Genomic DNA, 11,105 nt, shown 5'->3' on the forward strand with positions numbered 1-11,105 from the left:
GATAATAGGACACGGCCTTTGCGATGCCGGCATCGCCGGGGTCCTGCTGGACCAGCAGCTGCGCGAAATTGAACTGCGCCAGACGGTTGCCGGCCTCGGCGGCGGCCTGCATCAGCGCGTAGGCCCCTTTCTCGTCCTTTTTGACGTAGCGGCCGTCGAGCAGCATCAGCGCATACTGGAACTGCGATTCTGGTATGCCCTGCTCGGCGGCAAGCGCGTACCACTTTGCCGCCTCCGCAGCGTTGACCGGCACGCCAAGACCGCGCGACAATATCTCCGCGATCAATGTCTGCGCCGCCGGGTCGCCGTTCTGGGCGCGAACCAAAGCGAGGTTGTAGGCCGTCTTGTAAAGGCCGCGCTGGAAGGCGCCATAGGCAGAATCCGACGGCTTTGCGCCGAAGCGGTCGGGATTGATGGCGTCGGCCGACGGCAGCGGGGCGGTGGTGGCAGGCTGCGGCAGCGGCGTGGCGATCGGCTTGTCGGTGCTTGCACCGATGTCGGGCTTGGGTTGCGGCAACGGGGCGGTTTCCGCCACGGCGGCCTGCACCGTGAGGGCCGCAAGCAAAGCACCGAAAAGGATTGTCCACGCCGGCACGTCAGTCCTCGAAACGCGGCGCGGTTTCGTCGAGCAGCGCATTGGCGCTGGCGACTGCCATCTTCGGGTCGACGCCGTCGGCAAAGACGGCGCTGGACAGCGCCACGAATTCGGCGCCGGTGGTAGCTACCGCTTCGACCGAGGCGAGATCGAACCCGGCCATGACGATGCAAGGGATCTGGATCACATCCGCCCACCATTGCCCCAGCGACAGGTTGCGCGGGTGCGGCTCCGGCTTGTTGTCGTAGCCGAAGCGGCCGAAGAAGATGTAGTCGGGCCTGAGCTCGCCGAGTTCCAACGCATCGTCGCGTGTCTTGGCGCCGCCGGTGCCGACCATCATTTTTGCCTGAAAACGGTCGATCGTCTCGGCGAGTTCGGCCTTGCCGACCTCGACATGGATGCCATCTGCCTGGACGCGGCCGGCGATGCGGGTGTCGCCGGCAATGACGACGGCAACGCCTGCCGCTTGCGCCGCCGGCACGATCTGTTCGGCGAAGGCCTGGAAGGAGGCCTCGTCCATGCCGTTCTCGGGCAGGATCAGCGAGGCGACGTCGCCGCCCTCGAACGCCGCGCCGATGCGCTCAGCCGGCACGCCGGGCGGCGCGATCAGCACGATGCGGCAGCGATTTGGAGGCGTTGCGTCGTTCATTGGTTTTCGATCCCGGTTTTCGCCTATGCCGGGCGAAGATGGTTGCATTGCGGCATAGAGCAAAGTGCCGGCCTTGAACAGGCGGGCGGGGCAGGATCATTGGCGCATGATTGTCGTCCGGCGACGTTCTTCGCTCAGTTGATCGCCTGGGTGCTCTCGGCTGGGATCTCCGATTTCCACAGTGTCCAGCCAAGATTCATGCCGGCGGCAGCGACCAGGATGGCGGCGGCGCCGACGATCTGGGCCGGATGCAGCCGGTGGCCGAAGGCGACGACATCGACCAGGATCGCGACCACAGGGTAGATAAAGGACAGCGACCCCTGCAGATGAGTCGGCAGTTTCTGAATGGCGCCGTACATCAGGATGTACATCAGACCGGTATGGACGACGCCAAGCGTCGTCAGCATGCTCCAGCTCCACGCATCGGCGGGAAGGTGGGAAAGGTTGGCGAAGGGTGCCAGCATGACGACTCCGACGCAGACCTGGATCAGGGCGATCAGGTGCGGTGGCGTGCCTTTGAGCTTCTTGGTGACGATGGCGGCCACAGCCCAGAAGAAAGCCGCACCCAGCGCCATTGCGATGCCGGTAAAATAATCCGTACCGAGATTGCCTGTGCCTGTATTAGGACCTGCATCGGGCCCCACATCAGGCGAGGCGTGCACGATCAGCAGCATGCCGGCGAAGGCGATGCCGAGCCAGGCCAGCTTCGTAATGGTCAGCCGCTCTGAGAAGAAGAGCGCGCCAAAGCCGACCAGCATGAAGGGCTGGGTGTTGTAGACTGCCGTGGCGATCGAGATCGAGGCGTGGGAAAACGAACTGAACAGCAGCAACCAGTTGATGACGATGGCCGCGCCCCCAAGGGCCGCAATCGCCACGATGCGCAGCGACAGCCCGCCGCGCAGCAATCCCAGGGCAGCGCAGATGATCAGCAGCGTTATCGCGCCGAAGGCGCAGCGCCAGAAGACGACGTCCATGATGGGCTCGCCCGACATGACGACGAACCATCCGATCGTGCCGAGGATGGCCATTGCGGCCGTCATTTCGATTGTGCCGCGCACCGTGCTGTCCATGAAGATTACCTCTCGAATGCTGATGGGTTGATAATCCCATGCGGCACAAGCGCTTCCTATGTCTTGCGATAGGTGATATGCCGGCCGTGCCTAATTAAATAAGGTGACGGCGGCCTTTTAGTTGGGAATGTCAAATGCTGGACGATCTGGACCGACGCCTTCTCGACATCCTGATCAAGGATTCGCGAACCTCGTTGAAGGAACTGGCCCAGCAGGTAGGACTGTCGTCGCCGAGCGTGGCGGAACGGCTGCGTCGGCTGGAGGATCGTGGCGTTATCAGGGCTTTCACCGTCGAGATCGACCCGCAAGCGCTCGGCTACTCGCTGCAGGCGATTGTTCGCATCCGGCCCTTGCCGGGCAAGCTGCATATCGTCCAGAAGCTGATCGAGGAGATCCCGGAGTTTGGCGAATGCGACAAGGTGACGGGCGACGACTGCTTTGTTGCCCGGCTGTTCGTGCGCTCGATCGGCGATCTCGACAAGCTTCTCGACCGTGTCGCCGACAAAGCCGAAACGAGCACAGCCATCATCAAGGCGCAGCCGATCCGGAGGCGCCCACCGCCGCTTGCCGCGACCGCCATCTCAAAACCGTAACAGGCCTCAGCACTCACGACGCATCGCATTGTGTGCACATTTGCGGTCGCGACGCGAAACTTTATCGGCTATTCCAGCGTCTATACGCTTTCCCTCCAACTGCTCCCCGCCGATGTCAGGTCTTCTGCTCGATCCCTGGTTCTATGCCGCCGCCATTCCAGCCGTCATCCTGGTCGGTCTGTCCAAGGGCGGCTTTGGCGGTGCGGTCGGTTTCATCGGGGTGCCGCTGATGGCGCTGGCCATGCCGCCGGTGCAGGCCGCCGCCGTCCTGCTGCCGATTCTATGCCTGATGGACATCGTCTCGGTGTGGACATGGTGGGGTGTCTATGACCGCAAGATGCTTACGGACATGATGCCGGGGGCGGTGATCGGCATCGGCCTCGGCTGGCTGACCGCGGCGCTGGTGACAGCGGAAATGGTGCGGCTGATCGTCGGCGCGGTGGCCATTCTCTTCGTGCTTCGCTGGGTCTATCTACAGATGCGGCACGGTGCGAGCCACTCAGCCGAGCCCAACCGCGCGGCTGCTGCATTCTGGGGGACGGTCGCCGGCTTCACCAGCTTTGTCGCCCATGTCGGCGGTCCGCCCTTTCAGGTCTATGCGCTGCCGATCCGGCTCGATCCGAAAGTGCTGTCGGGCACCGCTGCAATCTTCTTTGCCGCCACCAACGCATTGAAGCTCATCCCCTATTTTGCGCTGGGACAGTTCGATACCACCAACCTGACCGCGTCGGCGGTTCTGGTACCGCTGGCGCCGCTTTCGACCATCGCCGGCGCCTGGCTGGTCCGGCGGATGCGGCCGGAACTGTTCTACCCCTTCACCTACGCAACCGTGGCGGTAGTTGCGGTCAAGCTTCTGTGGGACGGGATTTCCGGCCTTCTCTAGATTGCCAGCCATGGAAGCTGCCGGCAGCCGAGCCGCCGGCAGCGTCACGGCAGATTTCAGGCGGCGCTCGGCACCAGCCGGCGCGTTCCGCCGAGGGCGAGGGCAATTCCGGTGGTCAGGACCAGCGCCATGCAGCCCAGGATAGTGACATCGTTCAGCGTCGGCTTCAGCACCATGTCGGCGATGATCACCAGCATCACCGAATAATCGACGCGTGCAGCGTTGAGGATGCGCTGGCCCTGGGCGAGGGCCGCCGGTGTCACGCCGTCCTTGGCGATCATCCCCGCCATGCGGTCGGCGGTCGGCTTGAAGATGAACATGCCGATGCAGAAAGTCGTCGCGTAGCCGGCAAGGCCGATCAAGATCCACAGGGCGGAGAAGCCGACCCAGAACCAGCACATGATGAGGCCGAAGGCGAGCGTCAGCATCGACATCGGCGCGAAGAACCTGTTGCCCAGCTCGCCAGTGGCGCGCATCGCCTGCAGCATGCCTTCAATGTTTCCGGCGCGGTTGGCGCGCACCGCAAGCACCATCAGCGTGAAGCCGCCGCCGACCCAGAGGATCGCCGAGAGGACATGCAGAAATTTGATGATCGAGTACCAATCCATGGTTCCCCTCCTTGGATATTTGACGACTGCGAGCGGCGCATATTTGCTCCATCTCGCGGCGAGGAGAGGGCGTTTAGCGCGGCGCCTGTTTCGGAACGATGTCGCGTGCGAGGCAGCTTTGTTTCGGTGTCCTAGAAGATACGGCCGTGACGGCATCGTTCAGCGATTGCGCCAGCGCGTCGTGCTGTTTCCTGCTATTCTGACAACGCCGGGAAGGGTGGGGCGCGATGCGGCATCGTCCAGAAACATTGCCGATGCAAATGAGCCGATGCCGGGACCCGGCGGCGGGTCGACCGCCTGAATTCAACCCATTCCCATGACGGGAACAGGCAAATCGGGGGATACTATGCAAAAGGTAGCACGAAATTTCTTCACACTGGCCGTCGTCTACGCACTGTTCGGGATGGCGCTCGGCCTTCAGATGGCGATCAGCCAAGACCACACGCAGATGCCGACCCACGCCCACATCATGGTGGCCGGATGGCTGATGTCGGCGGTGTTTGCCTTCTTCTACCATCTGTTTCCGGCAGTCGCGGAAAAGAGGCTTGCCACCGTCCATTTCTGGTTGACGGCAATCAGTGGCATCGGCCTGTTGATTGGCCTTTACATCATGCTTGCCGGCAACCCGGCGATCGAGCCGCTGGTGGCAACGTCCTCGATGGGTTTTTACGCGGGATTGCTGCTCTTTGCCTACATCGCACTGCCGGTGGTGTGGAAAGCCGAGCGGCTTCCTGAGGCGCAAAAGGGCTGAGTATTGTGCTGTTACGGCACAGGCGGGCGGCGCTTGATCAAAAAATATCCGCGCCATTAAGGCTTCATTAAGCTTTACAGGCGTTTACTATGTGCATCCAGTGATCTGGATTCTTACCGAGTGGTTGGAGCCACTTTGTTTGACGCCTCCCTGTTAAACTCCTGAGAGCCGCCTTATCCGCGGCTCTTTTTTTGCCCGCGATCCGGATTGCCGGTGCCTGCGCCGTCGTTAACCGTTTGTTAAACATGTGCTTGCCTTCACCGGCGGCGAAGCGCATTTTCAAGCCTCGGTCATATAGGGTGCAGGGCGTGACGGCGATGACGCCGATTCGGCCGGCTGTAGGGCAAGTGCAGGGCGTATCGATGAACGATCCTTCGAAGAGAAGCGCGCAAACCATCAAGCTGGCGGAGCGCCGGGTTTTCTCCCAATCCTTCAAGCCGCTCTACCAGGAAGGCATGGGCCTGGTCGAGCAGGCGGCCGAATATCTGGACGGCAAGGGCCGGGCCGAGGCGAAGAAACTGTCCAGGCTGGCGGCGACGCTCTATGCGGCCGAATCGATGCGGCTGACCACGAGGCTGATGCAGGTCGCCTCCTGGCTGCTTTTGCAGCGTGCGGCGAATTCCGGCGAGATGACCCGCGATCAGGTTGCTTCCGAAAAATCCAAGGTGCGTCTCGACACCGCTTCCGCCAACAACGATGCCGCAGGCTGGGTCGAACTGCCCAAGGATTTTCTTGACCTCGTCAACCGTTCGCTGCGCCTGCAGGCGCTGGTGCGCCGCATGGACGAGGAAATCTACGGCAGCGCCGTGGCCGAGGTCTCGCCATCCGGCCACCCCGTCAATCCGGTTTCCGATCAGATCACGCTGCTGAACACGGCTTTCGCCCGCGGCTGACAGGCTGCTTGATAATTCTACTCCGACGGACACCTGGCGCCGTTTTCTGCGCTTGCGTACAGCGCCGCGCGTCTGGCGACGCGCAAAGGACGCTGTAGCGCTTAGATTTTGCGCATGATCCTTTTCCGAAAATCGACTCCGATTGCACGGACCCAAATGTCCGCTCCGCTTCGGTACTCGAAACCACGCCATCTGCCTCGTCAGAGCGAATTCTCAAACAGCCTATGGGACGCTGTGGGAACCCTGTTTCTGGTTTGTTCACATTTCGCTGGCATCGCTGTCCGCCAAGGGTAGACTTGGCGAATGGGGGAAGCGATTCGCATCATCGGCATCGATCCGGGGCTGAGGCGTACCGGCTGGGGCATCGTCGAGAGCCTCGGCAATTCGCTGCGCTTCGTCGCCTCCGGTACCGTGCGTTCCGACGACAAGGCGGCGCTGGCGAGGCGCCTTTGCCAGTTGCATGATGGGCTCGCCGAAATCCTGCATGCCGCCATGCCGCACGAGGCGGCGGTCGAGCAGACTTTCGTCAACAAGGATGCGGCAGCGACGCTGAAGCTTGGCCAGGCGCGCGGCATCGCCATGCTGGTGCCGGCGCTGGCCGGCCTGGTCGTTGCCGAATATGCGCCAAACGCCGTCAAGAAGGCGGTGATCGGCGTCGGTCACGGCGACAAGAAGCAGATCCACATGATGGTCAAGGTGCTGATGCCGAAGGCGACTTTCGACACCGACGATGCCGCCGACGCCCTGGCCATTGCCATCTGCCACGCGCATCACCGGCACAGTGTTGCCTATAGGATGGCGCTGGCCGGATAAGTTTGTTCTTGACCTGTTCTCGGTTCGGCAATAAGTAATACCAACGAGGTATTACCATGCGCGTGACAAGCAAAGGCCAAGTGACGATCCCGAAGGAGATACGGGATCATTTGGGGATTGGGCCGGGCTCCGAGGTGGAGTTCGTGCCCACAGACGACGGCGCTCGTGTTGTTGCGGTCAACGAAAACATTTCCGAAGAAGAGGCCTCTCGCAAATTCAGCCAGCTGCTCGATCATATGGCCGGCACGTTGGACTTGGGAGGCATGACAACGGACGAGTATATGGAGTGGCTGAGGGGTCCACGTGAAGATCTCGACATTGATTGACACAAATGTTCTGATCGATGTTTGGGGTCCTGCCGGACAGGAGACGAAGTGGTCGGCGTCAGCGATCACAGCATGCCGGCGCGATGGTACACTCGTCATCAATACAATCGTCTGGTCCGAACTCGCGCCGCTGATAGCGACCGAGCCGGCACTCCGTAAAGCAGTCGAAACGCTTAAGATGGATCGCGAACTCTTGCCATGGGAAGCGGCATTCCTCGCCGGTGTAACGCATTCCCGCTATCGCCGCGCAGGCGGGCTCCGCGAACGAACGCTGCCGGATTTCTTTATTGGAGCCCACGCCGTCGTTTCTGGACATCGGTTGCTGACGCGCGATGCCGCGCGCTACCGCAGCTACTTTCCGGATCTCGACATCATGTCTCCGGAAAACTACCCATGAGGGCCTTGTATCCATGAGAGCCCCTGTACCATGAGGGCCTTGGCATGATCGGCAAGCTCAAAGGCACGCTGGACGAGATCGACGAGGATTTCTGCATCATCGACGTGCACGGCGTCGGCTATGTCGCCCACTGCTCGACGCGCACGCTGGCCGCCTTGCCGGCCCCCGGCGAGGCGGTGGTGCTGTTCATCGAGACCCATGTACGCGAGGATATGCTGCGGCTCTACGGATTCCAGTCGGTGCTGGAGCGCGAATGGTTCCGGCTGTTAATGAGCAATGTACAGGGCGTCGGCGCCAAGGTGGCGCTGGCTATTCTGTCGACGCTGGCGCCGGCCGATCTCGCCAATGCTATCGCGCTGCGTGATATTGCCATGGTCAGCCGCGCGCCGGGCGTCGGCAAGAAGGTGGCCGAGCGGATCGTCACCGAACTGAAGAACAAGGCGCCAGCCTATGCGGGCACTGCCTCCGGCACCATCGGCCTGAAGCAGGAACTCGGCGAAGGCGTCGCACCGGCGCCGATCACCGACGCCGTCTCGGCGCTGGTCAATCTCGGCTATTCGCGCGACATCGCCGCCAATGCGGTGGCGGCGGCGCTGAAAAGCGCCGGCGAGGATGCGGATGCATCGAAGCTGATCCGCTTCGGGCTGAAGGAACTGGCGCGGTGAGACTGTGCTTGTCCCGTTCCCTACGCTGTGCAAGGAAAGCGGCATGAGCCTTTCGCCACGCCTCATCGCTCCCGATAAGCGCGGCGAAGATGCCGAGCAAACCTTGCGGCCGCAGACGCTCGGCGATTTTGTCGGCCAGGCGGCGGTGCGGGCCAATCTCAGAGTGTTCATCGAGGCCGCCAAGGGCCGCAGCGAGGCACTCGACCATGTGCTGTTCGTCGGGCCGCCCGGCCTCGGCAAGACAACGCTGGCGCAGATCATGGCGCGCGAGCTCGGCGTCAATTTCCGCTCGACCTCCGGCCCGGTCATCGCCAAGGCCGGCGATCTCGCAGCACTGCTCACCAATCTCGAAGACCGCGACGTGCTGTTCATCGACGAGATCCACCGGCTCAACCCCGCGGTCGAGGAAATTCTCTATCCGGCGATGGAGGATTTCCAGCTCGACCTGATCATCGGCGAAGGGCCGGCGGCGCGCTCGGTCAAGATCGACCTAGCCCGTTTCACGCTCGTCGCCGCCACCACCCGGCTCGGTCTTCTGACCAATCCGCTGCGCGACCGCTTCGGCATCCCGGTCCGTCTCAATTTCTACTCCGTCGAGGAACTGGAGCAGATCGTGCGGCGCGGCGCCCGCATTCTTGGCATGCCGCTCGGCGACGACGGCGCGCTGGAGATCGCGCGACGCGCGCGTGGCACGCCGCGCATCGCCGGACGGCTGTTGCGCCGCGTGCGCGATTTTGCCTCCGTCGCCGGCGACGGTCATGTCGACCGGCAGATCGCCGACGAAGCGCTGACGCGGCTGGAGGTCGATGCGCTCGGCCTCGACGCGCTCGACCGCCGCTACCTCTCGATGATCGCGCGGAATTTTGGCGGCGGGCCGGTGGGCATCGAGACGATCGCGGCAGGGCTTTCCGAGCCGCGCGACGCCATCGAGGACATCATCGAGCCCTATCTGATCCAGCAGGGATTCATCCAGCGCACGCCGCGCGGCCGCGTGCTGACCGCCAATGCCTGGCGGCATCTCGGCCTCGATGCGCCGAAGGACTTGGCGCAGCAGCAGATCAGCCTGTTCCAGGAAGAGTAGCGTCCGCGCCGCGTTGCGGCTTCATTCCTGCGCAAATCTCCTAATCCTGGTCAGCTTGCCGGCGCATTTGCGGGCTCTAACGCTTCGCTGTGGGACCGTCCGTCCCACGAACGACGGAGCTGAGCGATGATCACCAGACGTGGCTTCCTGCGCCTCATCGGCGGCTCGTTCTTATCGGCCGTGTCGCTCAGCGCTTATGCGGTTGGCCTTGAGCCGATGGTGTTGACGCATGTAAAGCGCTATTCGCTGACGCCGCCAAACTGGCCTGCGGGATTGCGGCTTCGCGTCGTCGCTCTCGCCGATATCCATGCTTGCCGGCCATGGATGACGCCGGAGCGGATTAGGTCGCTTTCCGAACGGGCGAACAGCCTGCAGCTGGATCTGATTGTCCTGCTTGGCGACTATGCAGCCGGCACACGCCTGGTTTCGGACTGGGTGGGTTCCTCCGAATGGGCGCCGGCCTTGTCAGGACTGAAGGCGCCGCTCGGCGTGTGGTCAATCCTTGGCAATCACGACTGGTGGGAGGACCTTTCTGCGCAGAAAGCCGGGGTCGGCCCGACGGTGGCGCGCAGGGCGCTCGAAAGTGCCGGCATCCCGGTCCTGGAAAACGATGCGGTGCGCCTGGAAAAAGACGGGCATGGCTTCTGGGTCGCCGGACTTGCGGACCAACTTGCGCTGCGGCCGGGCAAGGCCTGGGGCCGCAGCAGATTCAAAGGACTGGACGACCTGCATGGCACGTTGGCAAAGGTGCGCGACAAGGCTCCTGTTATCCTGCTGGCGCATGAGCCGGACATATTCCCGAAGGTCCCGTCACGGGTATCGTTGACGCTTTCCGGTCATACCCATGGCGGACAGGTGCGGTTGTTCGGCTATTCTCCAGTCGTGCCATCCCGCTTCGGCAACCGTTTTGCCTATGGCCATGTCGTGGAGGAGAACCGGAACCTGATCGTCTCCGGAGGGCTCGGTTTCAGCATTCTGCCGGTGCGTTTTGGGATGCGCCCAGAGATTCTTTCGATCGAACTGGATTCAGCCTGAACCGCTTCAATGAAGTGACTTGATCGCGTCCATCACGTCCGGCTCGGCCTTGTCGCCGTCAAACGCGTCGACGATGCCGAAGGCGCCGCCATAGCTCCAGACCGACCATGCGAAGCCATGGGCTTCGGCGCGCCCGATCATGTCCCTGACATAGGCAGCACGGTATTCGGCCGGCATCACGTAGGGATTGCCGTATTCCTGGCGAATCATGCCGAATTCGCCGAGCGTGATGTTCTCCGGCTTGATGCCGTTGGCCTTTGCCCAGGCCTCGACCCTGGCGAACGGCGCATCCATCATCCCGAGTAGTTTCTCATTCGTGTCGATGCTCGCAACCTGCTCGTCGAGATAGGCGAGCAGGCCGCTCTGCCGCGCCCATGGCGCCTCGGCCTTGATCCTTGCGCGGATCGTATCGAGCGCAGCATCCAACTGGGCGCGCGGGACAGCGCTGAGCGGATAGGGCAGGCCGGTCACATAAAGAATGAAGTCGCCGGCCCAGGTCGCGCCCTGATGGGTCAGCAGGAACGGCTCGTAAGAGTGAAAGGTCCAGATGATATTGTCGTCCGGGATCGCCTTCGGATCGATCTTTGCCAGCGATGCCGCATTGGAATAGCAGGCGCCGGTCAGGATCAGGGTGAGCTTCGTGGCCGACGAACGCGCCGCCGCGAACAGTCTCTGCTGGCGCTCCGGCCAGAAGCTGGTGCCGTCGGCGTCGCAGTCGACGACCGGCTCGTTCATCGGCTCGAAGG

The 11,105-nt window shown here is 62.6% G+C and carries 15 protein-coding genes; 10 read left to right on the forward strand and 5 right to left on the reverse strand.

The genetic code is table 11. The annotated features are described in order from the left end of the window. From EOA85_RS15615 to EOA85_RS15625, 3 genes are all read right to left on the reverse strand, one after another. Positions 1-595: tetratricopeptide repeat protein (locus EOA85_RS15615; RefSeq protein ID WP_245485786.1), on the reverse strand; the 595-nt coding region annotated here is incomplete at its 3' end. A gap of 1 nt (position 596) precedes the next feature. After that, positions 597-1,244, reverse strand: a complete 648-nt coding sequence (locus tag EOA85_RS15620) for a thiamine phosphate synthase (protein WP_127210158.1) — start codon at positions 1,242-1,244, stop codon at positions 597-599. Between the two features lie 134 nt (positions 1,245-1,378). Then, positions 1,379-2,314, reverse strand: a complete 936-nt coding sequence (locus EOA85_RS15625; RefSeq protein ID WP_127210160.1) for a DMT family transporter — start codon at positions 2,312-2,314, stop codon at positions 1,379-1,381. Positions 2,315-2,448: 134 nt separating this feature from the next. Here EOA85_RS15625 and EOA85_RS15630 point away from each other — a divergent pair, with 134 nt between their 5' ends. Beyond that, positions 2,449-2,907, forward strand: a complete 459-nt coding sequence (locus tag EOA85_RS15630) for an Lrp/AsnC family transcriptional regulator (protein ID WP_127210162.1) — start codon at positions 2,449-2,451, stop codon at positions 2,905-2,907. A gap of 112 nt (positions 2,908-3,019) precedes the next feature. After that, positions 3,020-3,790, forward strand: a complete 771-nt coding sequence (locus EOA85_RS15635) for a sulfite exporter TauE/SafE family protein (RefSeq protein WP_127210164.1) — start codon at positions 3,020-3,022, stop codon at positions 3,788-3,790. Positions 3,791-3,846: 56 nt separating this feature from the next. On the opposite strand, the gene EOA85_RS15640 is transcribed toward EOA85_RS15635, so the two are convergent. After that, positions 3,847-4,398, reverse strand: a complete 552-nt coding sequence (locus EOA85_RS15640; protein ID WP_127210166.1) for a DUF2269 family protein — start codon at positions 4,396-4,398, stop codon at positions 3,847-3,849. Positions 4,399-4,744: 346 nt separating this feature from the next. On the opposite strand from EOA85_RS15640, the gene EOA85_RS15645 reads away from it, so the two are divergent. The 8 genes from EOA85_RS15645 (at position 4,745) to EOA85_RS15680 (ending at position 10,359) form a co-directional block, all read left to right on the forward strand. Next, the gene (locus tag EOA85_RS15645; RefSeq protein ID WP_127210168.1) at positions 4,745-5,149 is read left to right on the forward strand and encodes a hypothetical protein; all 405 of its coding nucleotides are present in this window, start codon (positions 4,745-4,747) and stop codon (positions 5,147-5,149) included. Positions 5,150-5,511: 362 nt separating this feature from the next. Further along, on the forward strand, positions 5,512-6,042 hold the full coding sequence (locus tag EOA85_RS15650; RefSeq protein WP_127210170.1) for a DUF1465 family protein: 531 nt from the start codon (positions 5,512-5,514) through the stop codon (positions 6,040-6,042). 303 nt (positions 6,043-6,345) lie between these two features. Next, positions 6,346-6,855 carry a crossover junction endodeoxyribonuclease RuvC gene (ruvC, locus tag EOA85_RS15655; protein ID WP_127210172.1) on the forward strand — a complete coding sequence of 170 codons (510 nt, stop codon included), beginning with the start codon at positions 6,346-6,348 and terminating at the stop codon, positions 6,853-6,855. A 56-nt stretch (positions 6,856-6,911) separates the two neighbouring features. Continuing rightward, on the forward strand, positions 6,912-7,181 hold the full coding sequence (locus EOA85_RS15660; RefSeq protein WP_095517992.1) for an AbrB/MazE/SpoVT family DNA-binding domain-containing protein: 270 nt from the start codon (positions 6,912-6,914) through the stop codon (positions 7,179-7,181). Next, positions 7,159-7,578 carry a type II toxin-antitoxin system VapC family toxin gene (locus EOA85_RS15665; RefSeq protein ID WP_127210174.1) on the forward strand — a complete coding sequence of 140 codons (420 nt, stop codon included), beginning with the start codon at positions 7,159-7,161 and terminating at the stop codon, positions 7,576-7,578. The genes EOA85_RS15660 and EOA85_RS15665 overlap by 23 nt, the downstream gene beginning before the upstream one ends. A gap of 44 nt (positions 7,579-7,622) precedes the next feature. After that, complete coding sequence (gene ruvA, locus EOA85_RS15670) at positions 7,623-8,243, forward strand: Holliday junction branch migration protein RuvA (protein WP_127210176.1); 621 nt, start codon at positions 7,623-7,625, stop codon at positions 8,241-8,243. Positions 8,244-8,286: 43 nt separating this feature from the next. Beyond that, positions 8,287-9,324, forward strand: coding sequence for a Holliday junction branch migration DNA helicase RuvB (gene ruvB / locus EOA85_RS15675; protein ID WP_127210178.1), 1,038 nt, complete (start codon positions 8,287-8,289; stop codon positions 9,322-9,324). Between the two features lie 126 nt (positions 9,325-9,450). After that, positions 9,451-10,359 carry a metallophosphoesterase gene (locus EOA85_RS15680; protein WP_127210180.1) on the forward strand — a complete coding sequence of 303 codons (909 nt, stop codon included), beginning with the start codon at positions 9,451-9,453 and terminating at the stop codon, positions 10,357-10,359. Between the two features lie 6 nt (positions 10,360-10,365). Here the strand turns inward: EOA85_RS15680 and EOA85_RS15685 are convergent. After that, positions 10,366-11,105: cellulase family glycosylhydrolase (locus EOA85_RS15685; RefSeq protein WP_164759685.1), on the reverse strand; the 740-nt coding region annotated here is incomplete at its 5' end.

Source organism: Mesorhizobium sp. M5C.F.Ca.IN.020.29.1.1 (assembly GCF_003997375.1).
GTDB classification, from domain to species: domain Bacteria; phylum Pseudomonadota; class Alphaproteobacteria; order Rhizobiales; family Rhizobiaceae; genus Mesorhizobium; species Mesorhizobium wenxiniae.